This window comes from Streptomyces sp. A18, from assembly GCF_059026065.1.
Window position 1 is genome coordinate 193,944 of the sequence record NZ_JBWLKL010000006.1, and the last position, 26,153, is coordinate 220,096.

At 71.5% G+C, this 26,153-nt stretch carries 27 protein-coding genes and 1 pseudogene; 13 read left to right on the plus strand and 15 right to left on the minus strand.

Going from position 1 to position 26,153, the window contains the following annotated elements; all coding sequences use genetic code 11:
• Window positions 1-28 precede the first annotated feature (28 nt).
• Window positions 29-895 (minus strand): MHYT domain-containing protein, encoded by an 867-nt coding sequence (locus tag AC5P1C_RS12845; RefSeq protein WP_493865893.1) that lies wholly within the window; start codon window positions 893-895, stop codon window positions 29-31.
• Between the two features lie 248 nt (window positions 896-1,143).
• Between AC5P1C_RS12845 and AC5P1C_RS12850 the strand changes: the two genes are divergently transcribed.
• The 3 genes from AC5P1C_RS12850 to AC5P1C_RS12860 all read left to right on the plus strand — a co-directional run bounded on the left by AC5P1C_RS12850 (window position 1,144) and on the right by AC5P1C_RS12860 (window position 4,105).
• Window positions 1,144-2,064 (plus strand): glycerophosphodiester phosphodiesterase, encoded by a 921-nt coding sequence (locus tag AC5P1C_RS12850; protein ID WP_493865894.1) that lies wholly within the window; start codon window positions 1,144-1,146, stop codon window positions 2,062-2,064.
• A gap of 103 nt (window positions 2,065-2,167) precedes the next feature.
• Window positions 2,168-2,746: a methylated-DNA--[protein]-cysteine S-methyltransferase gene (locus AC5P1C_RS12855; protein WP_493865895.1), complete on the plus strand. Its 579-nt coding sequence runs from the start codon at window positions 2,168-2,170 to the stop codon at window positions 2,744-2,746.
• Window positions 2,747-2,809: 63 nt separating this feature from the next.
• Window positions 2,810-4,105 carry an MFS transporter gene (locus tag AC5P1C_RS12860; protein ID WP_493865896.1) on the plus strand — a complete coding sequence of 432 codons (1,296 nt, stop codon included), beginning with the start codon at window positions 2,810-2,812 and terminating at the stop codon, window positions 4,103-4,105.
• Here AC5P1C_RS12860 and AC5P1C_RS12865 read toward each other — a convergent pair.
• Together AC5P1C_RS12865 and AC5P1C_RS12870 are read right to left on the minus strand one after the other, a co-directional pair.
• Window positions 4,092-4,460, minus strand: coding sequence for a cupin domain-containing protein (locus tag AC5P1C_RS12865; protein WP_493865897.1), 369 nt, complete (start codon window positions 4,458-4,460; stop codon window positions 4,092-4,094). The two genes, AC5P1C_RS12860 and AC5P1C_RS12865, sit on opposite strands and share 14 nt — an antisense overlap.
• Before the next feature lie 44 nt (window positions 4,461-4,504).
• A complete protein-coding gene (locus AC5P1C_RS12870) occupies window positions 4,505-4,957 on the minus strand; it encodes a VOC family protein (RefSeq protein WP_493865898.1) in 453 nt (150 codons plus the stop codon).
• Between the two features lie 108 nt (window positions 4,958-5,065).
• On the opposite strand from AC5P1C_RS12870, the gene AC5P1C_RS12875 reads away from it, so the two are divergent.
• The gene (locus AC5P1C_RS12875) at window positions 5,066-5,977 is read left to right on the plus strand and encodes a pseudouridine-5'-phosphate glycosidase (RefSeq protein WP_493866055.1); all 912 of its coding nucleotides are present in this window, start codon (window positions 5,066-5,068) and stop codon (window positions 5,975-5,977) included.
• Window positions 5,978-5,979: 2 nt separating this feature from the next.
• Window positions 5,980-6,915 carry a carbohydrate kinase family protein gene (locus AC5P1C_RS12880; RefSeq protein WP_493866056.1) on the plus strand — a complete coding sequence of 312 codons (936 nt, stop codon included), beginning with the start codon at window positions 5,980-5,982 and terminating at the stop codon, window positions 6,913-6,915.
• Between the two features lie 178 nt (window positions 6,916-7,093).
• Here the strand turns inward: AC5P1C_RS12880 and AC5P1C_RS12885 are convergent, their stop codons facing one another.
• Window positions 7,094-7,906: a methyltransferase domain-containing protein gene (locus AC5P1C_RS12885; protein WP_493865899.1), complete on the minus strand. Its 813-nt coding sequence runs from the start codon at window positions 7,904-7,906 to the stop codon at window positions 7,094-7,096.
• 147 nt (window positions 7,907-8,053) lie between these two features.
• On the opposite strand from AC5P1C_RS12885, the gene corA reads away from it, so the two are divergent.
• Entirely contained in the window at window positions 8,054-9,190 is a 1,137-nt protein-coding gene (gene corA / locus AC5P1C_RS12890; protein ID WP_493865900.1) for a magnesium/cobalt transporter CorA, read from the plus strand.
• 57 nt (window positions 9,191-9,247) lie between these two features.
• On the opposite strand, the gene AC5P1C_RS12895 is transcribed toward corA, so the two are convergent.
• Window positions 9,248-9,667, minus strand: coding sequence for a CBS domain-containing protein (locus tag AC5P1C_RS12895; RefSeq protein ID WP_249590581.1), 420 nt, complete (start codon window positions 9,665-9,667; stop codon window positions 9,248-9,250).
• A gap of 109 nt (window positions 9,668-9,776) precedes the next feature.
• The gene (locus tag AC5P1C_RS12900) at window positions 9,777-10,427 is read right to left on the minus strand and encodes a nucleoside/nucleotide kinase family protein (protein ID WP_493866057.1); all 651 of its coding nucleotides are present in this window, start codon (window positions 10,425-10,427) and stop codon (window positions 9,777-9,779) included.
• 88 nt (window positions 10,428-10,515) lie between these two features.
• On the opposite strand from AC5P1C_RS12900, the pseudogene AC5P1C_RS12905 reads away from it, so the two are divergent.
• The 3 genes and pseudogenes from AC5P1C_RS12905 to AC5P1C_RS12915 all read left to right on the plus strand — a co-directional run.
• A pseudogene (locus AC5P1C_RS12905) lies at window positions 10,516-11,136 on the plus strand (DUF2293 domain-containing protein); the annotation flags it as partial.
• 210 nt (window positions 11,137-11,346) lie between these two features.
• On the plus strand, window positions 11,347-11,826 hold the full coding sequence (locus AC5P1C_RS12910) for an anthrone oxygenase family protein (RefSeq protein ID WP_493866058.1): 480 nt from the start codon (window positions 11,347-11,349) through the stop codon (window positions 11,824-11,826).
• A 166-nt stretch (window positions 11,827-11,992) separates the two neighbouring features.
• Entirely contained in the window at window positions 11,993-13,483 is a 1,491-nt protein-coding gene (locus AC5P1C_RS12915; protein ID WP_493865901.1) for a glutamate synthase subunit beta, read from the plus strand.
• Window positions 13,484-13,560: 77 nt separating this feature from the next.
• On the opposite strand, the gene AC5P1C_RS12920 is transcribed toward AC5P1C_RS12915, so the two are convergent.
• The gene (locus AC5P1C_RS12920; protein WP_383272964.1) at window positions 13,561-13,776 is read right to left on the minus strand and encodes a DUF397 domain-containing protein; all 216 of its coding nucleotides are present in this window, start codon (window positions 13,774-13,776) and stop codon (window positions 13,561-13,563) included.
• 93 nt (window positions 13,777-13,869) lie between these two features.
• Window positions 13,870-14,730 carry a Sco1979 family transcriptional regulator gene (locus AC5P1C_RS12925; protein ID WP_493865902.1) on the minus strand — a complete coding sequence of 287 codons (861 nt, stop codon included), beginning with the start codon at window positions 14,728-14,730 and terminating at the stop codon, window positions 13,870-13,872.
• A gap of 206 nt (window positions 14,731-14,936) precedes the next feature.
• Here AC5P1C_RS12925 and AC5P1C_RS12930 point away from each other — a divergent pair, with 206 nt between their 5' ends.
• Both AC5P1C_RS12930 and AC5P1C_RS12935 read left to right on the plus strand, forming a co-directional pair.
• Complete coding sequence (locus AC5P1C_RS12930; RefSeq protein ID WP_493865903.1) at window positions 14,937-15,362, plus strand: ATP-binding protein; 426 nt, start codon at window positions 14,937-14,939, stop codon at window positions 15,360-15,362.
• A 75-nt stretch (window positions 15,363-15,437) separates the two neighbouring features.
• Window positions 15,438-15,866 carry a hypothetical protein gene (locus AC5P1C_RS12935; protein ID WP_493866059.1) on the plus strand — a complete coding sequence of 143 codons (429 nt, stop codon included), beginning with the start codon at window positions 15,438-15,440 and terminating at the stop codon, window positions 15,864-15,866.
• A 238-nt stretch (window positions 15,867-16,104) separates the two neighbouring features.
• Here AC5P1C_RS12935 and AC5P1C_RS12940 read toward each other — a convergent pair whose 3' ends face one another.
• From AC5P1C_RS12940 to AC5P1C_RS12950, 3 genes are read right to left on the minus strand one after another with little or no spacing between them, the layout of a single operon-like run.
• The gene (locus AC5P1C_RS12940; RefSeq protein WP_493866060.1) at window positions 16,105-17,220 is read right to left on the minus strand and encodes an acetoin dehydrogenase dihydrolipoyllysine-residue acetyltransferase subunit; all 1,116 of its coding nucleotides are present in this window, start codon (window positions 17,218-17,220) and stop codon (window positions 16,105-16,107) included.
• A 14-nt stretch (window positions 17,221-17,234) separates the two neighbouring features.
• Complete coding sequence (locus tag AC5P1C_RS12945) at window positions 17,235-18,248, minus strand: alpha-ketoacid dehydrogenase subunit beta (protein WP_493865904.1); 1,014 nt, start codon at window positions 18,246-18,248, stop codon at window positions 17,235-17,237.
• A gap of 12 nt (window positions 18,249-18,260) precedes the next feature.
• The gene (locus AC5P1C_RS12950; RefSeq protein WP_493865905.1) at window positions 18,261-19,265 is read right to left on the minus strand and encodes a thiamine pyrophosphate-dependent dehydrogenase E1 component subunit alpha; all 1,005 of its coding nucleotides are present in this window, start codon (window positions 19,263-19,265) and stop codon (window positions 18,261-18,263) included.
• A gap of 309 nt (window positions 19,266-19,574) precedes the next feature.
• Here AC5P1C_RS12950 and AC5P1C_RS12955 point away from each other — a divergent pair, with 309 nt between their 5' ends.
• Window positions 19,575-21,395 carry an ABC transporter ATP-binding protein gene (locus AC5P1C_RS12955; protein WP_493866061.1) on the plus strand — a complete coding sequence of 607 codons (1,821 nt, stop codon included), beginning with the start codon at window positions 19,575-19,577 and terminating at the stop codon, window positions 21,393-21,395.
• A gap of 4 nt (window positions 21,396-21,399) precedes the next feature.
• Here the strand turns inward: AC5P1C_RS12955 and AC5P1C_RS12960 are convergent, their stop codons facing one another.
• From AC5P1C_RS12960 to AC5P1C_RS12970, 3 genes are all read right to left on the minus strand, one after another.
• A complete protein-coding gene (locus AC5P1C_RS12960) occupies window positions 21,400-21,585 on the minus strand; it encodes a DUF8839 family protein (RefSeq protein ID WP_493865906.1) in 186 nt (61 codons plus the stop codon).
• A 116-nt stretch (window positions 21,586-21,701) separates the two neighbouring features.
• Window positions 21,702-22,391: a DUF899 domain-containing protein gene (locus AC5P1C_RS12965; RefSeq protein ID WP_493866062.1), complete on the minus strand. Its 690-nt coding sequence runs from the start codon at window positions 22,389-22,391 to the stop codon at window positions 21,702-21,704.
• Window positions 22,392-22,623: 232 nt separating this feature from the next.
• Window positions 22,624-23,985 carry an amidohydrolase gene (locus AC5P1C_RS12970; protein WP_493865907.1) on the minus strand — a complete coding sequence of 454 codons (1,362 nt, stop codon included), beginning with the start codon at window positions 23,983-23,985 and terminating at the stop codon, window positions 22,624-22,626.
• Window positions 23,986-24,100: 115 nt separating this feature from the next.
• On the opposite strand from AC5P1C_RS12970, the gene AC5P1C_RS12975 reads away from it, so the two are divergent.
• Window positions 24,101-25,057: an endonuclease/exonuclease/phosphatase family protein gene (locus AC5P1C_RS12975; protein ID WP_493865908.1), complete on the plus strand. Its 957-nt coding sequence runs from the start codon at window positions 24,101-24,103 to the stop codon at window positions 25,055-25,057.
• 21 nt (window positions 25,058-25,078) lie between these two features.
• Here AC5P1C_RS12975 and AC5P1C_RS12980 read toward each other — a convergent pair whose 3' ends face one another.
• Complete coding sequence (locus tag AC5P1C_RS12980; protein WP_493865909.1) at window positions 25,079-26,140, minus strand: phosphatidylinositol-specific phospholipase C domain-containing protein; 1,062 nt, start codon at window positions 26,138-26,140, stop codon at window positions 25,079-25,081.
• Window positions 26,141-26,153 lie beyond the last annotated feature (13 nt).

A 26,153-nucleotide genomic window follows, 5' to 3' on the forward strand; every position in this document is an offset into this window, starting at 1 on the left:
ACGACCCCGCACTGACAACGGGGTCGGATCACCGGCTCTGCGGGGTCTTGGGGCCGGGGCGCGGTGGTGGCCTGCGGCTGACCCGCGGGTCGTGCCGGTCGCCCGAGCGCGGGACGGGATAGGGGCCGCGCTGTCCTTGTGCGGCGCTCTGGAGCTCGGCCTTGCCCATCACCATCAGTGGGTCGAACATCACGATGACGCCCGCGAGGAGCAGGAAGGCGAGCGGGCCGATCATCATGGGCGCGAGCAGCTCGGCGGGCGAGTCACCGCCGGTCGGCGAACCGGTCGAGCTGTGCAGATGGACGCTGAGGGCGGCCATTCCCACGTAGTGCATGCCGCTGACGGCAAGACCCATGATGAGGCTCGCGCCCAGGCTCCAGAGGAAACCTCTGACCTGTGCGGCCGCCCATAGGGCCGCGGTGGCGGCGACCACGGCGATCACGACGGACGCGGAAACGGTGAGGGTGTTGTACTCCAGCGTCCCGCGCAGACGCATACCGGCCATTCCCAGATAGTGCATCGACGCGACACCGAGGCCGGTGATCGTTCCACCGGTGAACAGCGCCGTACCGGTCGCGCCGCGGTAGCCCACGATGAAGATCCCGATGCCGACCATGACGATGGCGACGGCGAGACTCGCGAAGGTCAGCGCCTTGTCGTAGTGGATCGGGGCTTCCTCGACGGTGAAGCCCATCATCGCGATGAAGTGCATCGTCCATATGCCCGAGCCGATCGCCGCCGACCCGAGGGCGAGCCATCCGGGCCTCCAGGAGTGCGCGACGAGAAGCGACCTGGTGGTACAGCGCAGGCCGAGCGCTCCGCCGAGACACGCCATGAGGTACGCCGCAACCGGCGTGACCAGTCCATAGCTGAAACCGTCAACCGTGCCCTGCATGCGCGCCAGCCCTTCCGCCTGCTGTATCCGAATGCCCGGGAATGCCCCAAGTGGCCCCAGCCGACCGTCTACTGACAGGCCATGGGCTGACGCAGAGAGTAAAGCTCACTCCGGAACCTGCGAACGATTTTCCGGGAAAGAAACCCGGCTGTCTCCGTTCAACCTGTGGCCATCCTGCACCTGTCTCGCGTTGGCCGTGGACTGTCACTCTCATCCGGTCCGTGCCCGAACATCGCGAGGAGTCACCGTTGTCCACACGCGTCGCCGCTGCCACCACCGCCGCTCTTCTCGGAGCCGGTGCACTCGTCCTCCCCTCAGCCACCGCCCACGCCGCCGACCGGCCGGCGGCGCAAGAATCCGCGCAGCCGTCCGCGCAGACGTCCGCCTCGCACGACCGACCGCTCGTCGTCGCGCACCGGGGCGCTTCCGCGTACGCGCCCGAGAACACTCTTGCAGCCATCGACAAGGCTGCTGACATGGGGTTCCGCTGGGTCGAGAACGACGTCCAGCGCACCAAGGACGGCGAGCTCGTGATCATGCACGACGACACCCTGACGCGGACGACGAACGTCGAGCAGCTCTTCCCGGACCGCGCACCGTGGAAGGTCGCGGACTTCACCGCGGCCGAGATCGCCAGGCTGGACGCGGGCAGCTGGTTCAGTTCCAAGTACGCGGGACAGCGGGTGCCGACGCTGAAGCAGTACATGAACCGGGTCTCGCGCAACCACCAGAAGCTCGTCTTCGAGTTCAAGAAGCCCGAGCTGTACCCGGGCATCGAGAAGCAGGGCCTCGACGTCCTGCGCAAGACGGGCTGGCTCGACCGGCACCACGTCAAGAGCAAGCTCGTCATCCAGAGCTTCAGCGCGGCCAGCGTCAAGACGGTCCACAAGCTGCGGCCCGACGTCAAGACCGGCTTCCTCGGCACGCCCGCGGTCGCCGATCTGCCCGAGTACGCCAAGTTCTCGGACCAGATCAACTCGACGCACGGCTCCATCTCCCGTGAGTACGTCGCCGCGATCCACGCGCTCAAGGGTCCGCACCACAAGCCCCTGGAGATCTTCACCTGGACCGTGAACGACGCGGCCGCCGCGCAGCGGGTGGCGGGCTTCGGCGTGGACGGCATCATCACGAACACGCCGGACGTCGTGCGCAAGGCGATCTCCGACTGACGGGCGTCTCCGACCGACGGCGTCTCCGACCGACGGCCGTCTCCGGCTGACGGAGATCCGCCGCGGGGCGGCGTTGTCAGTGCCCGGTCGTACGGTGGTCCACATGAACGCCACAGGGCAGCACGGGCAGGGCCGTCCGGATCGGGACGACCCGCGGCAGGTGGTGTGGGCCGTCGTCGCGAGCGACATCGGCCCCCTGCTGCTGGCCGCGACCGACGACGGTCTGGTCAGCGTCGTCTTCCACGCCACGGACGAGGTGCGCGACAAAGTGCTCGACCGGCTCGGCGCCCGGCTGGGGGCCGAGCTGGTCGAGGCAGCCGACGCACCGCTCATCGCCGAGTCCATACGCCAGCTCACGGCCTACTTCGCGGGCGAGCGGCACGACTTCGAGCTGCCGCTCGACTGGTCGCTGATCTCCGGGTTCAACCGCCAGGTCCTGCGCGAGCTGACGACCGTTCCGTACGGCGCCGTCGTGGGCTATGGAGACCTGGCCCGCCGCGTCGGCCAGCCCGGCGCGGCCCAGGCGGTCGGCATGGCGATGGGCGCCAATCCGCTGCCGGTCGTGGTGCCGTGCCACCGGGTGGTCGAGAGCGACGGCGGCATCGGCGGGTTCGGGGGCGGCGTCGAGACCAAGCGGCAGCTCCTCGCCCTGGAGGGCGTGCTTCCGCAGCCACTGTTCTGACGCACCCGGCGGACCGCGGACAACTCGGTTTCCCGCGTACGAACGTCCTGGCACACTGCGTCAGTGACTTCGACCCTCGACGCTCCTGACATACCCGCGCCAGAGGCACTGCCCGCCCTGCGCCGCCGTACCACCGCGGTGCTGGTCTCCAGCCAGATACTGGGCGGGCTCGGGGTACCGATCGGCATCGCCCTCGCGCCGATGCTCGCCACCGAGGTGAGCGGGACGGAGGCGCTGTCCGGCCTCGCGCCCACCGCGTCCGTGGCCGGCACGGCGCTGCTCTCGCTGCCGCTGGCCGCGCTGATGACGTCGCGCGGGCGGCGGCCAGGCCTCGTCCTCGCGTATCTGATCGGCGCGCTGGGAGCGGGACTCGTGGTCCTTGCCGCCGTCGTCGACAGCTTCCCGCTGCTGTTGCTCGGCATGGCGGGCTTCGGTGCGGGCTCGTCGGCCAATCTGCAGGCCCGCTTCGCCGCGGCCGACCTGGCCGAGCCCGACCGGCGCGGCCGTGCCATCTCCCTCGTCATCTGGGCCACCACCATCGGCTCGGTCCTCGGCCCGAACATCGCGGCGCCGACCAGCCGCGCCTTCTCCGGCACCTCCATACCCGAGGCGGCGGGCCCCTTCCTCTTCGCCGCCGGGATCTTCGCCTTCGCCGGTCTCGTGGTGGCGGTACTCCTTCGGCCCGACCCGCTGCTCACCGCCCGCGCGCTCGCCCCGCAGGAGAACCAGTCCGCGCAGAGCCGCTCGCTGCGGGCCGGGGTCGCCGCGGTGGCCGCGTCACCGATGGCACGGCTCGCCCTGGTGACCGTGGCCGCGTCCCACACGGTGATGGTCTCGATCATGGTGATGACCCCGGTGGACCTGGGGCACCACGGGGCGAGCCTGCAGCTGGTCGGCCTCGTGATCAGCGGGCACATCGCGGGCATGTACGCGCTGTCGCCGGTGATGGGCTGGCTCTCCGACCGGTTCGGCAGGCTCTCCGTGATCGGCCTCGCGGTCGGGCTGCTGTGCTGCGCCGCGCTCCTTGCCGGCACCGCGGGGCCCAGCCACGGCCAGACCGCCGCCGGTCTCTTCGTGCTCGGCCTCGGCTGGTCCGCGGGCCTGGTCTCCGGCTCCGCGCTGCTCACCGACTCGGTGCCGCAGCCCGCCCGAGCCGCCGTGCAGGGCCTGTCGGACCTGACCATGAACACGGCCGCGGGCATCGGCGGCGCGGCGGCCGGCCTGATCGTCGCGCGGGCGAGCTACGGCTGGCTCAACCTCATCGGCGTCTGCGTGCTGCTGCCGATGGCGGCGCTGGCGCTGCGGCGGGCGGTCAAGAAGCCGGAGGCCACGGCCGGGGGCGGTGTCACGGGAGCGTGATGTGGTACGCCTTGCGCAGCGTCTCGTGCACGGTCCACGTCGTACGGTCGCCCTCGCGCAGGACGGCCGCGTCGCCGGGGCCGACCTCGATCACGTCGCCGCCCTCGACCGCGATCGTGGCGCGGCCACTGACGACTACAAAGAGTTCGTTGGCCTCGGTGTCGGTGACCACGCCGGGCGTGATCTGCCAGATGCCGCGCAGCTGCTTGCCGTCGGCCGACTCCCACAGGACCTTGCCGGTGACCTCCGGGGTGCCGGAGACGATCTGCTCGGGGTCGAGCGGCTCCGCCTCCAGGTCGACATCCGGGATGTGCACGGCGAAGGACGGCGCAACAGCTTGATCATTCGTGGTCATGGCCGGTCACCCTAGCCGGGGCCTGTACGGCGGTCCGAAAGGGGTCAGCCTTCCGCACCCTCAGGATCCTCTCCGTAGTGCCGCGCCTCGAAGATGTTCGCGTCCGGGTCGCGGAAGTAGAAGCTGCGCCGGGCCTTGCCGCGGGCGCCGAACGCGTTCTCCGAGATGTCCGACACCGGCGTCCCGCGCTCCTCCAGACGGGCGCGCAGCGCCTCGAAGTCGCTCTCCGACAGAGCGAGGCAGACGTGGTTGACCGGGTGACCCGCGCTCTTGTCCGCCTCCGGCACGACACTCATGCGCTCGACGAGGGCGAGCGGGGCGAGGTCGAAGATCGTCTCTTCGTTGAGCCGTACGGAGGGGAACGAGACCGTGCCCTCCGCGAACTCGGCGACGCGCAGTGGTTCGAGGCCCAGCACCTTCTCGTAGAAGTCGGCTGCCGCCACGGGGTCGCGCACCCACAGGACGACGTGGTCGAGACGTGTCGTGTTGTCCGTCATGCCCCCAGGCTGCTGTCCCGCCCCCGGCGCCGCAAGGGTTTGACGGGGCACGCCGACCGCCAGGGATGAGGGAAGACCCGACAGGCAGGAGGCAGGCCCGTGTTGGTGGTGCCCGACGTGGTGGTGTCCGACGAGGTACAGGCGGCTGTGGCGGACCGGCGGCCCGTCGTCGCCCTGGAGTCCACGATCATCGCGCACGGGCTGCCGCGCCCGCGCAATCTCCAGGTGGCGGGTGAGCTCGAAGAGATCGTACGCGCGGAGGGCGCCGTCCCCGCGACGATCGCCGTCCTGGACGGGCGCCCTCATGTCGGCCTGGACAAGGAGCAGTTGGAGCGGGTCGCGAACGAGGACGGCATCCGCAAGCTGGGCCACCGCGACCTGGCGCTCGCCGTCGCGGCGGGCGTGAGCGGGGCGACGACCGTGTCCGCGACGGCGCTGCTCGCCGCGCGTGCGGGCGTACGGGTGTTCGCCACGGGCGGGCTGGGCGGGGTGCACCGGGAGTGGGTGGTGACGCAGGACGAGTCCGCCGACCTGGGGCTGCTCGCCCGGACGCGCATCACGGTCGTCTGCGCGGGCGTGAAGTCGATCCTGGACGTGCCGGCGACGCTGCAGCGCCTGGAGACGCTGGGCGTCGCGGTGGCGGGGTACGGGACGGACCGCTTCCCCGGCTTCTACCTCACCGACTCCGGGCATCCAGTGGACTGGACGCTGCGTACGCCCGCGGAGGTGGCTGCGGTGATGCGGGCCCAGGACACGGTCGGAGGCCCGGAGTCCGCGCTGCTCGTGGCGAACCCCGTGCCGGAGTCGCAGCAGCTCGATCCCGCGCTGCACGCGCGCGTGCTCGCCGAGGCGTTGGAGGCGTGCGCCGAGCGGGGCATCACCGGCCAGGCGGTCACGCCGTTCCTCCTCGACCAGCTGGTGCGGCGCACCGATGGCGCATCGCTCAGCGCCAACCTCGCGGCGGTGCGGGGCAACGTACGGCTCGCGGGGCGGATCGCGGCGGCCTGGGTGGAGCGGTGAGCGTGTGGGGCGGGCCCGGGGGAGCCGGCGGAACTGGCGGGGAGGCCCTGCTGGTCGTGGGCGACATCGTCACGGACATCGTCGCGCGGCACCGTACGCCGCCGGTGCCCGGCACGGACACGGCGGCGGCGATACGTACGGTGCCGGGCGGCGCGGGCGCCAATGTGGCGTGCTGGGCGGCTTCGTGGGGCTGCCCTGATGTACGACTCCTGGGGCGGGTCGGGGTGGAGTCGGCGACGTGGCACGAGGAGGCGCTCACGCGCGCGGGGGTGCGTTCACGGCTCGTCGTGGACTCCGACGCGCCTACGGGGACGGTGATCTGCCTGGTCGACGGAGGCGAGGGGGCCGGGGCCGAACGGACGTTCCTGACGGACAGCGGCGCGTCGCTGCGCCTGTCGGACGCGGACTGGTCGCCCGCGCTCCTGGACGGCGTGGGCTGGCTTCACCTGTCGGGGTACTTGTTCTTCGCGGCCCCGAGCCGAGCGCTGGCCGAAGCGGCAAGGACGACGGCACGCGCGCGTGGCGTGCCGGTGAGTGTGGATCCGGCGTCGGCGGGGTTCCTCGCGGAGGTGGGGGTGGAGCGGTTCCTGGCGGCGACGGAGGGGGTGGATCTGCTGCTGCCGAGTGAGCGGGAGGCGGGGTTGCTGGCGGCGGGGTCGGCAGGGCCGGCGGAGGCGGCGTCGAGGCTGAGTCGTCGGTACCCGGTCGTGGTGGTCAAGCGGGGCGCTGCGGGTGCGCTGGTCGCCGTGGACGGTGAAGTGCGGGCCGAGCTCCCCGCACTGCCTGCCGCGGCGCGGGACTCGACGGGGGCGGGGGACGCGTTCACGGGGGCGCTCCTGGCCGCACGCCTGGCAGGCGCGGGGCTCTGCGAGGCTTTGGCGGAGGGGTGTCGGGCGGGAGCTCGGGCGGTTGAACTGGTGGGCGGGAGGCCGGGTTAGGCACTGCGCGTGTCCCACCTGCGGAGGCCCACCCACCCGACTGCTGCACGACTTCCCCACCCACCCCACGCAGTTCGCCCGCAGGGCAATCGGGCAGGTGGGTGGGGAGGGCTTGTTCGGCCAAGGGTCGGCCGCGGGGTAGCGGCCGGGAGAGGGCGGCATCGTTCAGCCGGTGGCGTCAGCCCTTTCTGCCCCAGGCCGAGATCAGCGGGGACGTCGCCAGATCCATCGGCTCCGTCGCGATGTTCGCGAGGTGGTCGGTGATGTCGTCCTCCGTGGCCAGGCCCGCGGACGTCAGGGCCGTGCGGGACTGCTGGATCGTGGCCGTCTCCAGGGCCGCGCAGGCCGGCGAGGTCAGGGGGAAGTACGCGTCCGCCTCCACCTGCCGCAGGCCCGCCGCACGCAGCAGCCGGGGCAGCCCGCGCCCGTACGCGAGGTCGGCGCCACGCTGGGTGAGCAGCGCGTGCCGCAGGCGGTTCGCCAACTGTTGCGCCGGCCCGTGCTCGTCCGGACAGGGCAGGGGCTGCAGGGCCGGGTCGGCCTCCTCTACCAGGAGGCGGCCCCCGGGCCGCAGCGCCCTGATCATCGACCGCAGGGCAAGTTCACGGTCCGGCACCCCGGCGAGGACCAGCCGCGCGTGCACGAGGTCGAAGCCCTCGATGGGCGGCGCGTCCGCCCCCACGTCGTGCCTGCGCACCTCGACCGGCGGGCGCGCGGCCGACGTCTGCCAGGAGATGTCCGCGTCGGTCGCGAGGACCCGCCCCGTGGGCCCGACCCGCTTGGCGAGCCAGGAGACGACGGAGGTGCCACCCGCGCCGACCTCCCAGCAGCGCCACCCCGGCCCGATGCCGAGCCGCTCCATGTGCCGGAAGGTCGTGGGGTCGAAGAGCGCGGAGAAGGCGGCGGAGAAGGCGTCAGAGCGCTGACCCGCACCCGTTCCCTCGGCGTGCCGATTCCGATTGCCGGTCAGATAGCCGTCGATGAGCGTCATGTCGCGATTGTCCCAACAATCCCGCTTGCTCCGGGGAGGCGGCTCCGAGCGCCTGGAGCGGAGTATTCCGTTCCCACAGGCTCTGCCCGCACTGTCGGAACGTACTGGCAGACTGGCACGTCACGTCACAAGAACGAGGAGCCACGCATGTCGATGGCAGGCAACCTGCGAAAGGTAGGAAACCTCCGCAAGGTAGGCGGCCTGCGGAAAGTCGCGCGGGTCGCCCAGTTCGTGCGCAAGCACGGCCGAGTCGACCTGAGCCACCCCGCCCGCTCCCCACTGGGCTCGGCGGTGGTGAAGTGCGTGACGTACCGGCACGGCGTGCGCCAGGAGGGCAGCCGCGATCTCGTCGAGGAGGTCGAGAGCGTTCGCAAGAAGGGTGACGGTTTCGTCTGGCTCGGGCTGCACGAACCGACGGAGGAGGAGTTCGCGGGCATCGCCGACCTCTTCGACCTGCACCCGCTCGCCGTGGAGGACGCGGTCCACGCCCACCAGCGGCCGAAGGTGGAGCGGTACGACGAGACGCTGTTCGCCGTGTTCAAGACCGTCTGTTACGTGGAGCACGCCGAACTCACCGCGACCAGCGAGGTGGTGGACACCGGCGAGATCATGGTCTTCGTCGGGAAGGACTTCGTGATCACCGTGCGGCACGGCCGCCACGGCTCGCTCGGCCCGCTGCGCGAGGAGCTCGAGTCGGCGCCCGAGCAGCTCGCCAAGGGCCCGGCGGCGGTCCTGCACGCCCTGGCCGACCACGTGGTGGACGACTATCTCGTCGTGACGGACGCGGTGCAGGCCGACATCGACCAAGTGGAGATGGACGTCTTCTCCAAGGAGGGGGAGCGCGCCGACCCGGGCCGCATCTACCAGCTCAAGCGCGAACTGCTCGAACTGAAGCGCGCCGTGGTGCCACTCGGCCGCCCCCTGCAGATCCTCGCCACTCAGCCGATGCATGTGGTCGCCCCGGAGATACAGGCCTACTTCCGGGACGTCGACGACCACCTCAAGCGGGTCACGGAACAGATCGCCTCCTTCGACGAGCTCCTGAACTCCATCCTCCAGGCCCACCTCGCGCAGGTGACGGTCGCGCAGAACGAGGACATGCGGAAGATCACCGCCTGGGCCGCCGTGATCGCCGTGCCGACGATGGTCTGCGGCATGTACGGAATGAATTTCGACCACATGCCCGAACTGCACTGGAAGTACGGGTACGGCCTGGTGATGGGCCTGATCGTCACCATCTGTTTCGCGCTCTACCGCGGCTTCCGCCGCAACGGCTGGCTCTAGGCCGTACGGGTCATGCCGCCGAGCGGCACGGCCCCGCCGACGTAGAGGGGCCCGCGGTCAGCCCTTGGCGTACACGCTCTCGACCCAGCTCGCGAGCTGGTCGTCGGCCAGGTGCGTGGCGAGGTCCGCCTCGCTGATCATGCCGACCAGGCGCTTGTTCTCGATGACCGGCAGCCTGCGGATCTGGCTGCCCTTCATCTCCTGGAGTACCTCGTCGACGTCCGCGCCCGAGTCGATCCAGCGCGGCGTGCCCTTGGCCATGTCGCCCGCGGTCACCCGGGACGGGTCGTGCCCCATCGCCACGCAGCCGACCACGATGTCGCGGTCGGTGAGGATGCCGCAGAGCCGCTCGTTCTCGTCACTGATGGGCAACGCGCCCACGTCGAGCTGACGCATCAGTTGTGCGGCGCGGTCCAGGGTCTCGTGTGCGGGGATCCACTGGGCGCCGCGGTGCATGATGTCTCCGGCGGTGGTCATGAGGTACCTCCCGGTGCCGGACGGCCGGCGCGGCGCGGAGGCACCGCTAGTCCCGGCGCCCTTCATTCTCGCCGCGCCCCCGAGGGTCCGCACGCCGAGACAAGGCGGGTCACGTCCGCCCGCCGCTCCACGCCGGATGCCGGGGATCGTCCGCGCGTACGACGACATCCGCCGCCGCACCGGGATCCGACTCCGTCTCGTACCGCTCGAAGGCGGGCAGCGTCCATCGCTCGCCCTCCGGCGTACGTCGCCGCAGGGCGCCCGGCGACAGGCTCGTATGGACGGTCAGGTCGAAGGGGAACCAGTGGCCGAGCAGCATCGGTCCGTGCAGCAACAGCAGTGCTCCGGGCTGGAGTTGTACGTATGGGCTGCGCGTCGCACGGTCCGTGGCCGGGTCCCACAGGTCGGGCAGCACCCTGCCCGTGCCGCCCGGATCCAGCGGCCCGAAGACCTCGCGCCAGAGGGCCCCGGTGTCGAACCAGCCGCTGTAGTACGCCTCCACGTCCTCGCGCCCGTATTCGAGGCGCAGCGAGGCCGGGCGCAGGAAGCCTTCCGTGCCGACGACCAGCGCGGACCGCCCGCGCACCCGCAGCACGTCGGCCACGCTCCGGGCCAGCTCGCCCGGCCTGCCCGCCGGGGCCCCGTCGAAGGCGACGCGGGGCCAGGGGCTCGCGTCGGCGGCCTTCAGGTCCAGCAGGCGGTCGGCGAGGGCGTCCGTGAGCCGGTCCCAGGTGATCGCTTCGAGTCGCACGCACCCCATGATGCCGGGCCTTGAGGTCGTGATGCCGGGGGCTTCCGGCTCTCCCCCGCCGCGGTACGCACCCCGCTGACCGGGGAATGAACCCTTCATGGCACCAACTCGCCTCGCCCGGACCGGACTTCTCGCCATCCAGCCCCTGAAGCGCCGCCACTGCGCGGAATGCCGCGGCGGACCGCTCACCCTCCTGGTCATCGAGGACGCCGAGCCGCGCTGCCTGGACTGCGCCGACCTGGGTCATCTCGTCTTCCTGCCACGCGGCGACACCGCGCTGACGCTCCGGGCCCGCACGGGGAGCGGGCTCTCGGCGGTGGTCGTCCGGTTCAACCGGCGCCAGGGACGGTACGAACGTCAGGGCGTGCTCGTCGAGGAGGCTGCGCTCGCGCGGGCCGAGGAGCGGTGCCTCGCGGACGCGGAGGCACGGGCGCGCCGCCGGGCACGGGACGCGGCGCGGCGGGCCGCGGAGGACGTCCGCTTCACGGCCGCCTTCTCGGACGAGATACGCCGCCTCTTCCCGGGGTGCCCCGATGAGCGGTCCCTGGCGATCGCCGCGCACGCGTCCGTGCGGGGCAGCGGACGCGTGGGGCGGAGCGCGGCGGGGCGTGCGTTGTCCGCCACCGCGGTCACGGCGGCGGTGGTGGCCGCCGTCCGGCACACGGACACTCCGTACGACCGCCTCCTCATGAGCGGGGTCCCCCGGGGCGAGGCCCGCCACCCCCTCACCCCCCGCACTCCCCGCACTCCCCGACGGAGGACGCCCCCCGCCCAAGCCCCAGGGCCGGACTCCCGCTTATGCGCCCGCGCGCCCCACGCATGGCGCCCTCCCCGGTCCGGGCAATTCACTTGTTATGCAGGGCCGCGCCATGGAGTATCACAGCGGCTCGCTCACCTGACGGCTGCCTTACTCAACGCGGGAGTTGCCATGATCGAGGGACCATACTTCGTGCTCGTCGTTCTGGGCGCGCTCGCCTGCGGCCTGGTGGCCGGAGCGTTCGTCGCGTTCTCGACGTTCGTGATGCAGGGTCTGGCCGCGCTGCCCCCGGCGCAAGGCATCGCCGCGATGCAGTCGATCAACGTCAAGGCGCTCACCGCCGGGTTCATGACCGTGTTCATGGGCGCCGCCGGCCTCAGTGCCGTCGTCGCCGTCGTCACCTTCGTGCTCTGGCCCGACGAGGGCACCGTCGAGCTGCTGCTCGGCAGCGCGCTGTATCTGTTCGGCTCGTTCGGGGTGACCGTCGCCGCGAACGTTCCCCGCAACGACGCCCTCGCGAAGCTGGACGCGCAGGCGCCGGAGAGCGCGGAACGGTGGCGTACGTACGTCAGTGAATGGACCATGTGGAACCACATCCGGGTGGGGGCCTCCCTGGCCGCCTCGGCATCCTTCATCCTCGCCCTGACGTGACCTGAGCAGCCCTGCGCACGGCTGCGCAGCCCTGCGCAGCCGTGCGCAGCCCCGAGCAGCCCGCTGCCAGCCCGCCGCCGCCCCGCGAGCTGCCGCGCCCGCCGACCCGTCGTACAGTGGCCGAAAGCCTGCGAAACCCGCGAGAAGGCACGCGAGGGAGACGGCCATGGCCGACCCCAAAGGCTTCCTCACCACCCCCCGCCAGGAATGGCCGCGCCGGTCCGTCGGCGAACGGGTCAAGGACTGGGACGAGATCCACGTCCCCGGCGCGCTGCTGCCCATCGTCGAGCGGCAGGCCGACCGCTGCATGGACTGCGGCATCCCCTTCTGTCACGACGCCTGCCCGCTGGGCAATCTGATCCCCGAGTGGAACGAACTCGTCTCGCGCGCCGACTGGCGCGCGGCGGCGGACCGGCTGCACGCCACGAACAACTTCCCCGAGTTCACCGGCCGCCTCTGCCCCGCCCCCTGCGAGACCGGCTGCGTCCTCGCGATCAACCAGCCCGCAGTGACCATCAAGAACATCGAGGTGGCCATCGCCGACCGTTCCTGGACGGACGGCCTCAACCCGCCCCGCCCGCCGGACCGGCACTCGGGCAGGACGGTCGCCGTCGTAGGGTCCGGCCCGGCCGGACTCGCCGCGGCACAGCAGCTGACGCGGGCCGGGCACACCGTCGCCGTGTACGAGCGCGAGGACCGCGCGGGCGGGCTCCTGCGGTACGGGATCCCCGCGTTCAAGATGGAGAAGCACCACCTGGAGCGGCGCCTCGCGCAGATGCGGGACGAGGGCACGGTCTTCCGTACGTCCGTCGCGATCGGGCGGGACATCGGCGCCGCGGAGCTGCGGGCCCGGTACGACGCCGTGGTACTCGCCGTCGGCGCCACCGCCTGGCGTGAACTCGACGTACAGGGGCGGGAGTTGACCGGCATCCAGCAGGCCATGGAGTACCTGCCGCTCGCCAACCGCGTGTGCGAGGGGGACATCGACACCTCCCCGCTGTCCGCCGCCGGGAAGCACGTGGTGATCGTCGGCGGCGGGGACACCGGAGCGGACTGCCTGGGCACGGCGGTGCGCGAAGGGGCCGCCTCCGTCACGCAGTTGGACATCTACGAGCGGCCGGGGGACGTACGCGACGAACTGGCCGAGCCGTGGCCGACGTACCCGAAGGTCTACCGTCTCTCCGGCGCGCACGAGGAGGCGGGCGAGCTGCGTACCGCACCCGCGGCGGACGCCGACGCACGCCTGTTCGCCGCGTCCACCCTCCACTTCACCGGCGACGGGGCGGGCCGGGTGAGCGCCCTGCACCTGACCGAGGTCGACGCGGAGCGCCGCCCGCGCCCCGGCACGGAACGCGCGCTCCCCGCCGACCTCGTGCTCCTGGCGCTGGGTTTCTCCGGCCCGGAGCGGACACCGGGCGGCCTGGTCGACCAGTTCGGCCTGGACGTCGAGGCCCGCGGCACCCTCGCCCGTGACGAGGGCTTCGCGACGAACGTGCCGGGCGTCTTCGCGACGGGCGACGCGGCACGCGGCCAGTCACTCATCGTGTGGGCCATCGCCGAGGGCCGCGCGACCGCGGCCGCCGTGGACCGGTGGCTGACGGGTGCGACCCGGCTCGCGGCGCCGATCGGGCCGTACGACCGGCCGATGACCGTGTAGGCGTCAACCCTCGGACACCCCCGAGCACTGCTCCGTCAGCCTCCCCGGAGCACTGCTCCCACCCGCCCACGCGCGGCTCACGACAACAGGAAGTCGGCTTCCCCCGCCTTCGCCCCCTGGATGAACGCGTTGATCTCGCCGTACGTGTAGATCAGCGCGGGACCGTCAGGATCGGCCGACTGGCGGACCGCGACCCGGCCGTCGGCCAGCTTCATGGCCTCCAGGCAGTTGCCGCCGTTGCCGCCACTCCACGGCTTGTGCCAGCCCTCGCTGCCGAGGTCACGGGCGGGCATGCCGTTGTAGATCCGCGTGTCGTCCCGGGACTCGGGGCGGGATCCGGCTCCGGGTTTGCCCCCGGGGCGTGTGCCGGCTCGGTGTCGATCCATTCACAGCTCCTTGCGGAGGTCCCGGAGGATCTCCTTTGTGCGATGTGCCGTCGCGGCTTGCGCCGCCATGCGGTCCATGACCTCGAGGTGGGTCGCCACCTCGGTGCGCGCGTCCAGATAGACGGCGCCGGTCAAGTACTCGCTGTAGACCATGTCCGGCAGTTCCGCCATGGCGAAGCGGAAGAGCACGAACGGTCCGTACGTGCCCGGGTGCGGACCCGCCGCGAACGGCGCGATCTGCAGCGTCACATGAGGAAGTTCGACGGCATCGAGCAGCTTGTCGATCTGCTCGCGCATCACATCGGAACCGCCCACCGGTCTGAGCAGGGCGGTCTCGTCCATCACGATCCAGACCCGTGGCGCGTCCTTGCGCGTGAGCAGTGACTGGCGCTCCATCCGCAGCGCCACGTACCGCTCGATGTCCTCGGGGCGGGTCTGGCCGATCGCCCCGGAGCGCATCACACCACGCGCGTACTCCTCGGTCTGCAGCAGGCCGGGAACGAAATGAGGTTCGTAGGACCTGATCAGGCTGGCCGCGCCCTCCAGGCTGACGTACATGCTGAACCAGCCCGGCAGGATGTCGTGGAACCGCTGCCACCAGCCCGGCTTGTTCGCCTCCTCGGCGAGCGTGACGAAGGCATCGGCCTCGTCGTCGGCCACGCCGTACGACTTCAGGAGCAGCTGGAGATACGGGATCTTCAGCGCGACCTCGGCCATCTCCATGCGACGGACCGTGGCGGGGGCGACGCGAAGGATCCGCGCCGCCTCCTCTCGCTTGAGGCCTGCACGCTCGCGCAGGTCCTGCAAACGACGGCCTAGGACGACCTGGCCGACGGTCGGCGCGGACCGCGGTTCGCTCACGTCCTACCTCCACGTACTCCACGTAATGCCAATTCACTCCGCACCTGGAGCCGTTGCGAGCAGTGTGCCATGTGCCGTCTCGAAGGAACACGCCACTGTGCACTTTTCAGAGTGGGTCTTGCCAAGGTGTTCCCGGCGGGGCGATAGTGGATGGCGTGACTCCGCCCGCGCCGTTACACACAGCTGCCGCCGAAGCCCCCGTTGGCATGTCCGCCGACGCGTGGGCCGATGGCCGCTCCGAGCTCTGCGTCAGCTTCGCGCTCGCGCCACGACCGGGCTCCGCCGCGCAGGCCAGACAGCTGGCGAAGGCCCAGCTCCTGGGCTGGGACATCGGCGAGGACGCCCGTGACGCGGCGGCCCTCGTGGTGTCCGAGCTGGTCACGAACGCGATCGTGCACACCGCGAGCCACCGCATCATCTGCGAGCTCTGCACCGGCCCCGGAACGCTCCGCATAGCTGTACGTGACGACGGATACGGATCAGGTGTTCCGCGGCCCGCCCAGGAGGGGCCTGACGCCGACGATGAGCACGGGAGGGGATTGCTCCTCGTCGAGGCGGTGAGCAGCGCGTGGGGCGTGCGGGACGAGGGTCCCGGAGCAGGCCTCACCGTATGGGCGGAACTGCGGGCGTGACGTGACTGAGAGTGCTGGTGCGGGCGTGAGGACGACGTGGGCGGGGGGCGTGTGAGCACGGTGACGGTGCGGCGGATGTTGGATCTGGACACACTGGTCCGCCTCGAACGGAGGCGGGCCGCCGCCGCCTCGCCACCGCCGCCGACGCGGCTCGCCGTCCCGGACGGGATGTCGCAGCCTCTGGGGTGTGACGCGGTGTCCGTGCCTTCGCGGTTCGGGCCCCGGCTGATGGCGCGACTGCCTCGTGTGGGGTGTGTGTACGAGGACGTGGACGCGGCGCGGTGGTGGTGGATCGTGCCCGCGGACTCCGATGTCGCCCTGGAGTGGCCCTCCCCCGCGTATTACGCCGCGGGAGCCGTGGTGCCGGGCGCCCGGCGCGCTCCCTCCTTGATCCACAGCCCCTCCGGGGGCGAGGTTCCTTATACGCCGCCGATTCCGCTGTACCTGGCCTGGTGCGGGGCCGCGGGGGCTACGCCGGCTTGGTCTCGGGCCGTACGGGCCTAGCCTGGCCCCTGGGCCTTGGGCGGGCTTCTCCCCAGCCCCGCCCCTTCCCGACCGTGACATTTGCGGCTCCGGCGCGGCCCGGGGCCCTGCTCTGGCGCGGAGACGTTGCTCTGGCGCGGAGGCCTTGAGCGCCGTCATCACCGGCTCCGCCACGTTCGTCCTCAATCGCCGGACAGGCCGAAAACCCAACCGAACCCCCGCCGGGGCGGCACCCTCCCGCGGGCACCGCCCCGTCCCCTCACCCCTCCACTGCGGCCTCCACGGCTGCGACCACCTTCCCCGGCGCCTCCATCTGCGCCATGTGGCCCGCCCCCTCGATCACGCGGACGGCGGCCCTCCCCTCCAGGGACGCCGCGTTGGACGCCGGGATCACCTGATCGGCCGCGCCCCACACGGCGACCGTCCGTACGCCGTCCGGCAGCAGGGAGCTCACGTCGAGCGCCGCACCGCCGCCCGGAGCCACCAGCGTCGGCAGGAGCGTACGGAGCGCCGCGTCGACGCCGTCCAAGCGCTTGTACCTCAGGAGGTCGTCCACCAGCTGCCGCGTCACCAGGCCCTCGTCGGCGAAGAGCTTGCGCAGGTGCGGACGGAGTTCGCGCCGCGTCCCCGCCTCCGCGAAGCCCTGCAGGTAAGAGGCGTCCACATCAGGGCCGTACCCGGCAGGCGCGATCAGCGTCAGCGAGCGGATCCGGTCGGGTACGCCCGCCGCCACCGCCGTGACCACCGCGCCCCCCAGCGAGTGGCCCACCAGATGCGCCCGCTCGATGCCGAGCGCGTCGAGGAAGCCGGTGACGACCGTCGCCAGCGAGGCGAGGCTGCCGTCCCCCACGTCCTTGCCCGACTCTCCGTGACCGGGCAGGTCGAGCGCGTACACGGTGTGCCGCGCCGCGAGCGGCTCCTGCACGAAGAGCCAGGAGTTCTTGTCGCCGCCGTACCCGTGCACGAGGACGATCTCCTCGGTGCCGTTGCCCGACGTCGCGTACGCCAGCGGCCTGCCGGCCACCTCCGCGACGCCGCTCACCGGGCTGCCCTCGTCCTCGGCGGGCACCCCACGCGCCAGCTGCTCCCGCGCCTCGGCGGCCACCCGCTCGATCTCGTCCTCCGGGACCTCGAGTGCGGCGATGACCGCGATCACACAGCCGACGGGCGCCTCGCCGCCCGCCTCCGCGACGATCCGCCGCAGGACTCCGCCCCGTGGCGCCTCGAGGGTGCCCGCGATCTTGTCGGTGTCGATCTCGGCCAGATCGTCGCCCTCCGCCACCTCGTCGCCCTCCCGCGCGATCCACTCGGTGATCTTTCCGGTCTTCATGGACAGGCCCCACTTGGGCATGGTGACCCGCTCGACCATCGGCATACTCACGGGCTCCCTCACGGCTTCCAGTCGACGACCGACTTGACCGCGGCCAAGACCCGCGCGGCGTCGGGTATATAGAGGTCTTCGAGCGCCGGGCTGAACGGCACCGGCGTGTGCGGGGCTGTCACCGTCTCGATCGGCGCGCGCAGCGCCCCGAAAGCCTCGCGCGCGACGAGCGCCGAGATGTCGGCCGCCATCCCGCAGCGCGGTCCCGCCTCGTCGACGACGACGAGGCGCCCGGTCGCCGCGACGCTCTCCAGGATCGTGTCGGCGTCCAGCGGGCTGGTCGTGCGCGGGTCGATGATCTCGCAGCTCGTGCCGGACGCGGCCAGCTCGGCCGCGGCCTCGGAGGCGACGGCCACCATGCGGCCGAGGGCCACGATCGTCACGTCCCGCCCCTCGCGCACGATGCCCGCCTCGCCGAAGGGGATCGTGTAGCTCTCGGCGGGGACCTCGCCCACCACGTCGTACATCGCCTTGTGCTCGCAGAAGATCACCGGGTCGTCGTCCCTGATCGCCTGGATCATCAGCCCCTTCGCGTCGTACGGGGACGACGGCAGGACGACCTTCAGTCCGGGCACGGCCGTGAAGGCCGGGTACATCGCCTGCGAGTGCTGGGCCGCCGCCCGAAGGCCGGCCCCGTACATCGCGCGGATGACCACGGGGGTGACGGCCTTGCCGCCGAACATGTACCGGAACTTCGCCGCCTGGTTGAAGATCTGGTCGAAGCACACCCCCATGAAGTCGATGAACATGAGCTCGGCGACCGGCCGCAGGCCGCGCGTCGCGGCGCCGATCGCCGCGCCGATGAACGCCGACTCGGAGATCGGAGTGTCCAGGACCCGTCCGGGGAAGCGCGGATGGAGCCCCTTCGTCACCCCCAACACCCCGCCCCAGGCATCGGATTCACCGGGTGCCCCCGCGCCGCCCGCGTTGTCCTCCCCCATGACGACGACCGAGGGGTCGCGCTCCATCTCCTGCGCCAGTGCTTCGCCCAGCGCCTCGCGATAGCTGATGCTGCGTGCCACGGTCGACTCCCCTCAGAGATACGAGATGTAGACGTCGGTCTCCAGATCCGCGCCGGTCGGCAGGGGCGCCGACCGCGCTTCCGCGACGGCCTCGTCGATCAACTGGGCGACCTCGGCGTCGATCGCGTCGAGCCGCGCCACCGGCACGTCGCCCGCCACGCGCTCCCGGAAGCGCTTGATGCAGTCGAGTTCGGCGCGGGCACGGCGCACCTCGTCCGCCCGGTACTTCTGCTGATCGCCCTCGAAGTGACCGTAGTAGCGGGTGAGTTGGACCTCGATGAGGGTGGGCCCTCCCCCGGCACGCGCCCGCTCGATCGCCTCGCCCGCCGCCTCGTGCACCGCGAAGAAGTCGAAGCCGTCGACCGTGACCCCGGGCATCCCGAAGGCCGCGGCGCGGGCCGCGATGGAGCCGCCGCCCACGGACCACTCGGCCGAAGTCGCCTCCGCGTAGCCGTTGTTCTCCGCGACGAAGACGGCGGGCAGCCGCCAGACGGACGCGAGGTTGAGGGATTCCAGCGTGGTTCCCTGGTTGCTGCCGCCGTCCCCGAAGAAGGCGACGCCCACGCCGCCGTCCCCGCGCACCTTCGCGGCGAGCGCGGCCCCGCAGATGAGGGGCGGTCCGCCGCCGACGATGCCGTTGGCGCCGAGCATGCCCTTGGAGAGGTCGGCGATGTGCATGGAGCCGCCCTTGCCGTGACACGCCCCGGTCGTGCGCCCGTAGATCTCGGCCATCATCGACTTCACGTCGACGTGCTTGGCGATGCAGTGGCCGTGGCCCCGGTGCGTGGAGGCGATGACGTCACGGTCGTCGTCGAGGTGGGCGCACACACCGGTGGCGGACGCCTCCTCACCTGCGTACAGGTGGACGAAGCCGGGGATGTCGCCGGTCGCGAACTCCTCGTGGAGGCGCTCCTCGAAGTCCCGGATCGTGCGCATCGTGCGGTACGCGTCAAGGAGTGCGGCACCGTCCAGGCCGTGCTCGTAAGGGACTTGAGGTGTCCGGAGAGTGTCGGTCACGGAATAACTCCTTTGCCTGCGCGGGTGCGGAGTTGCCTGCATGGGGTATGGCACTGCGGGCCCGGCGAACCGGCAACAGTTGCCCGGGGTTGCAATCCCGCACAGGACGTACGCAAAACGGAGAAGGAGAAGCAGACGAACGACAAGCAGAGCAACACCCAGAAAACGGACAGCACCCAGAGTCCGGACAACGCCCCGAAACAGGAGGGCACTTCGGAGTCGGAGTCGCTGCTCTTCGGCGGGCCCCTGCGCTACGACACCGGCTGGGCCCAGCACGAGGAGGCCTTCCTCCAGTTGGGGTTCCGGTCCATGCTGAAGCGGCTGCCCGCGCTGCTCGCCGCCAGCTTCCGGCTCGCCTGGCAGGCCGACCGGCGTGCCGCGCGCATCGTCATCGGTGCCGAGGTGGGCCGCGGACTCGCCCAGGCGGTGAGCCTCCTCGCGGTCAACAGCGTCCTCGGCCGCCTGATGACCGACGCCCCGATCGCCGACCGGCTGCGAGGTGCGGCCCCCGCCCTGGTGACGGTGGCCTGCGTCCTGTTCGTCGCGGCGCTGCTGCGCGCCGCGTCGACGTACGCGACGGGCCGGCTCGAACCAAAGGTCGAACGCGTCGCCACGGAGCAGTACTTGGAGAGGGCCGCGTCGGTGGAGCTGTCGGCCATCGAGGACGACGCGTTCCACAAACTGCTCGACACCGCGCAGTACGGCGCGTCCTCTGCCCGCCGCATGATCGGCATCTCCACGCGCGTCGTGAACGCGTTGATCTCGCTGATCGCGGCGGCGAGCGTGCTGACCGTCCTGCACCCCTTGCTGCTTCCGCTCCTGGTGACGATGACTCTGCCGAGCGCGTGGAGCGCGCTGACGATCGCCCGGCGCCGCTACGTCTCCTTCCACGCCTGGGTGCAGCACGCCCGCGCGGGACGCCTGATCGGCAGCCTGCTCACGGAGGCGCGGGCCGCCCCGGAGATCCGAGTGCACGGCGTGGGCCCTTTCCTGCTGCGGCACTTCCGGTCCATGTCGGAGGCCGCGGAGGAGGAGCAGGCGCGACTGGCCCGGCTCGCCGCCCGTACGGGTCTGATCGCGGCGGCGTGGACGGGCCTCGCCACGGTGGCGACGTACGCCACGCTCGGCGGGCTGCTGCTCGCCGGGGCGATGGCGCTGTCCGTCGCGGGCACCGCCGTCATCGCGATCCGTACCGGCGCGTCCAATCTCGACACGCTCGTCCTGGAGATCAACTCCCTGCACGAGGACGCCCTGTTCGTCGGTGACCTGGAGCGCCTCTTCGTGGAGGCGGCGCAGCGCGCGATCCCGGTCGGCGGCGCCGAACTGCCGCCCGACCCCCGGGAGATACGGTTCGAGAACGTCACTTTCCGCTATCCGGGCACCTCGGGGAGAGACGCGCTCAGCGATGTCTCCCTCACCCTGCCCATGGGGAAGATCGTCGCCCTGGTGGGCGAGAACGGCTCCGGCAAGACCACGCTGGTGAAACTGCTCGCCGGTCTGTACGCGCCGAAGGACGGCCGGATCCTGTGGGACGACGTCGACGCGGCGACCGCGGACCGGCATCAACTGGCCGAACGCATCGCGATGGTGGCGCAGGACTTCAAGCGCTGGCCGTTCACGGCGCGCGTGAACATCGCGATCGGCCGTTCGTCGGTGCCGCTCACGGACGAGCGGATCGGCGCTTCGGTCGGGGAGGCAGGCGCCGGGGACGTCGTGGCCGATCTGCCGCGCGGCCTCGACACGTTGCTGGCGCGCGCGTTCACCGGCGGGCACGAGCTGTCGGGCGGTCAGTGGCAGCGGCTCGGCATCGCACGCGCCGCGTACCGGCGCGGCGGCATCCTCATCGTGGACGAGCCGACGGCCGCACTCGACGCCCGTGCCGAGCTGGAGGTCTTCGAGAAGATCAGGGCACTCGCGGGGACGGGCCAGACCGTCATCCTCATCACCCACCGCCTGGCGTCGGTGCGCCACGCGGACCTGGTCCATGTCCTGGACGGAGGGCGCCTGGTGGAATCGGGCACACCGGACGAGCTCCTGCGGACGGGTGGTGTCTACGCGGAGCTGTACGCCCTGCAGGCCGACCAGTTCACGGCGAAGATCCCCTCACCGAACGGGCACCCCGAGCGCTGATGTCTCAGGCCGCGGCCGCCACCTCGGGGACGGTCTCGCGCACGATCACCAGGAAGGCGTCGGATGCGAGGTCCATCACGACCTCCGCCCGCTGGCCCTCCATACGGCGGGCCCGTGCGAACTCCTCAGCGGGCCACGATCCTCGCGGCCCACCGGCCGGAAAGCGTTCCAGTACCACTCGGCTGTTCATCATCGTCCTTCTGCTCCCCCGTCGGCAGTCCTCACGGACTCTCACGGAGTAGAACGCGCCGAGGGGCGGAAAGGACTCGCGACGTGACGGACCTGACACCTGGTTGTGTCCGTTCCTCACATCTCGTACTCGTCGTGATACCTCACCCGGCCGCTGCCCGCAGGAGCCCCGAGGCCCGTCGCCCGGCCCTTCGGCTCCTCCCACTCCTCCTGCCGGCCGAGGGCGGTGAGGTCGAGGAGGCTGGAGTAGGAGGCCACCCAGTCGAGGCCGCGCGCGTACGTCGAGTACGTGTGGAAGACCCGGTCGCCGTCGCGCAGGAAGCAGCTGAGGCCCGGCTGCTCGTGGGCTTCGTCGCCCTCGCCGACGGTGGCGTCGAAGTCCCGGTTGAAGTCGCTGTCGTTCGAGGAGTACCAGGGCACCGTCCAGCCCATCCGTGCCTTGAACGGCAGGATCTTGGTGAACGGCGCCCGGGAGACGGCGATGAAGCTCGTGCCGCGGGCCCGCAGATGGGCGAGGTGACCGATCTGGTCGAGGAAGGCCGAGCAGCTGCGGCAGCCCGCGTCCCACTCCGGGGCGAACATGAAGTGGTAGACGATGAGTTGGGCGTCTCCGTCGAAGAGGTCGAACAGCGTCGCCTTGCCGTCGGAACCGTCGAACAGATACTCCTTGTCGATCTCCACCATCGGGAGCCGGCGCCGCTCGGCGTTGAGCGCGTCACGCGCCCGCGTCTCCGCCTTCTCCTTGGCGAGCAGTTCCTCGCGCGCGGCGAGCCACTCCTCGCGTGTGACGATGCCGGGAAGTCCCATGGTCACTCAGTCCCTCCTGCGGACCCGCCCCTCGGATCCGTGCTTCTCGTGAGGGGTGACCTGCGGGATCGCCGGAACTCATCGGTCCTGGCGAAGAATCTTGAAAAGAATTCGGGACGTCATCGAAGCGGTCCAGGCCCGGAAGTCCGGGCGGTGATCGGGCGGCACTCCCAGGAGGTCGCAGATGACGCTGATGCGTACACCCTGGGCAGCCGAACAACTCCCCTCGCTCTCAGCCCTCGTACTCCTGGATCCGCTTCCCGTGGCTGCGGTCGATCAGGGCGGGCAGTTCGGCGCCCAACTCCCGGACGATGTCCGGCACATCGAGGGTCAGCAGCCGTCGGTCGCGCATCAGGATCCGCCCGTCGACGATCGTCGTGGAGACGTCCGCCGAGCGCGCGCCGTGCACGAGCGTGGCCGCCAGGTCGTGCACGGGCTGGGTGTGCGGCCCGTCCAGGTCCACGAGGACGATGTCGGCGCGGCGGCCCGGCGCGAGGCTGCCGATCTCGTCGCCCAGGCCGACGGCCCGCGCACTCTGCAGCGTGGCGTGGTCGAGTGCCTGGCGCGCGGTCAGCCAGGCCGGGTCGCGCTCGGTGGACTTCTGCACGAGTGCGGTGAGTGCCATGGACTCCCATACGTCCAGGGTGTTGTTCGACGCGGCGCCGTCCGTGGCGAGGCCCACGGGGATGCCGATCTCGCGCAGGGCGCGCACGGGCGTGGTGTCCCAGCCGAACTTGAGGTAGCCGCGCGGCGCCGACGCCACGGCGACGCGGCCGGTGCCATGCCGCAGCACGGCCAGGTCCCGGTCGAGGATGCCGGTGCCGTGTGCGATGAGGACGTCGACGTCGAGCAGTCCGGTGCGGTGCAGGATCTCGATGGGGGTGCGGCCGTGGCGCTCCAGGCTGTTGTCGGTCTGGGCGCGGTTCTCCGAGGCGTGCAGATGGACCATGAGGCCGTGCTCGCGGGCGAGTTCGGCGGTCGCGGCGAGGTCCACATCGTCGACGGTGTACGGGGCGTGCGGGGCGAGCGAGGTGGTGATGCGCCCGTCGGCCGCGCCGCGCTGCCGCAGTGCGAACTCCAGGGAGGCGGCGCGCCCTTCGGGCCCCTGCGAGGAGAAGAAGGCGGCTCCGAGGTTGGCGCGCAGACCGCTGTCGGTGACGGCGTCGGCGACGGTGTCCATCGAGAAGTAGTGGTCGGCGAAGGTCGTCACCCCGCCGCGGATCATCTCGGCGCAGGCGAGCCGCGCGCCGAGCCCGACGACGCGGTCGGTCAGATTGGACTCGATGGGCCAGATCCAGTCGTTGAACCACTCGTGTGCCGGCAGATCCTCCGCGAGGCCGCGCAGGGCCACCATCGGCGTGTGCGTATGGCAGTTGATCAGTCCGGGCAGGGCTGCCTGGCCGCGTGCGTCGATGTGCTCGGCGGCCTGGAGTCCGGCCACGGCAGGGGTGGTGGTGACGGCGTCGATGCGTCCGTCGCGTACGACGAGGGCCGCGTCGTCGAGGAATCCGACCTGGCCCCTCTCGTCGTGGACGAGGGCCGTGCAGCCCGTGATGACGAGGTCGGCGGGGCCGTGCGCGGGAGGCGGCGTCATCTCTTCAAGGTACGGGGAGTGCGCATCCCGTGCCCTGTCGCGTCGCCGGTTTCGCGGGCACGCTGACGGCAGCCCCGTCAAACCACCGACCGCGCGCGAACAGTGGGAGCCCGCCATGCTCGTCGGCACCTGGAACCTGGAGAACCTCTACCGGCCCGGCGGCACGTTCGGGCCCAAGGACAAGGCCGCGTACGAGGCGAAGCTGGCCTCGCTCGCGGCGACGATCAAGGCGCTGAACCCGAGCGTGCTGGGTGTGCAGGAGGTCGGTGACCCGGAAGCGCTCACGGATCTGGCCGGGATGCTGGAGGGCACCTGGCACACCACGCTGTCGGAGCACGCGGACGAGCGCGGCACGCGGGTCGGCTTCCTCAGTCAGCTGCCGGTGTTCGTCGTGGCCGACGAGACGCCCTTCCCGGCGCCGATGCGACCGGTGCAGGTCAGCGACGCGGGCAAACCCGTGGCGCAGGCGGGGCGTGGGGTGCTCGCGGTGACGGTGACGACGCGTGCCTTCTTCTTCGACGCGGCCGTCTGCCATCTGAAGTCGAAGCTGCTCTCGTACCCCGGCGGGCGCTTCCAGCCGCGGGACGAGGGTGAGCGGGCCCGCTTCGGGGCGTACGCGCTGTACCGGCGTGCGGCCGAGGCGACGCTCGTGCGCGCGCTGGCCGACCGCCTCCTGAAGGGCGACGGCCGCCATCACGACGTGGTGGTGCTCGGCGACCTGAACGACGAGGTGTCGGCCGCGACGACTCAGATCCTGCTCGGCCCGCCGGGCTCCGAGATCGGCACGCCCGGCTTCGACCAGCCGGACAAGGGCGACGCGAAGCGGCTGTGGAACGTGGCCCCGCTCATCCCGGCCGAGCAGCGCTACTCCCGCATCCACGCGGGACGCCGCGAGCTGATCGACCACGTCCTGGTGAGCCGCGGCCTGCTGAATCTGGTGACGGCGGCGGGCACGGGCGTGCCGGGCTCGACGGCGACCGCGCTGCCGTCGGTCGGGGACGAGGACCCGTCGGAGCGCAGGAACGCGACGGGCTCGGACCACGCGCCGGTGTGGATACGGATCGAGCGCTAGCCCCGGCCGCCTTGTCACCCCCTAGCCGCGCGGGACCACCGTGGAGAGGACTCCCGGCAGCGGATACCAGTCCGACGACACGATGCTGGCGTGGCCGCGCGCGAGGAGGGCGACGCGGTCACGGGCCTGGGTCTCGGTCGGGTTCACGGAGTCGATGGCCGGGGCGACGTTGTGGGCGTCGGTCATGACGACCAGATAGCGCCGGTCGGCGTACCACTTGGTGTCGATGGCGCCGCCCGCGTACGCGGACGCGTCACCGTCGAACAGCACGAACCAGGGCCGGATCGCCGCGTCCGTGTACCGCCCGCGCGGGTCGCCCGCCTCGGCGCCGAGCACGGCGGGGAAGGCGGCGGCCTCACCGAGCCGCCCGGCCGCCGCGAGGTCGCGCAGATGCGTGGCGTACTCGCGGTCGGTCCACAGGGTGTCGGCCGGGTTGCCCTGCTCGACGGTGCCGGGGATGAGCTCGACGATGAACTTCCCTGCCAGAGCGCTCCGTTGGGGCCAGCCGTCGCTCCGTACGGCCTCGTCGAGGTTGGCGTGTCCTCCGGTGAGCTGACCGGGACGGTAGACGGCGTCGCCCAGCTTGCCGGTCAGGAGGGCGTCGAGGTCGGCGGGCCCGCGGCCGTTCTTCCCCTGGAACCCGTCCTTCAGCTCGACCTTGACGAGGATGGGCCGGTGGCCGGGGTGGGCGTCGTGCCAGCTCTTCATGTCCGCGAGGCATCCGGAGAGGCTCTGGTTGCGCGGCTTGGTGCGCAATTCGGCCGGACTCGCGGCGTTCTCGCAGTTGTTGTCGTTCCCGACCGGGTTGCTGTGCGAGACCCGCCAGCCGCTGCCGAAGGCATTGGTCCACACGTCGAGTTCGAGCATTCCGGCGCCGGAGTCGAGGGCGTCGGCGAAGTACGGGTACTTCGACTTCTCATAGGCGTTGTGGACGCCGACGCCGGTGGTGGACGTGTACGGCGACTGCGGCGCCGGGTCGTCGACGGCGAGACCGGTGCCGCTCGCGGCCCCCGCGCCTCCGAACGCCAGTGCGCCCGCCGCCGCGACCGCCATGGCAAGGCCTGCCCCTGTACGTGCCTTCATGCCGGCTGCCCCT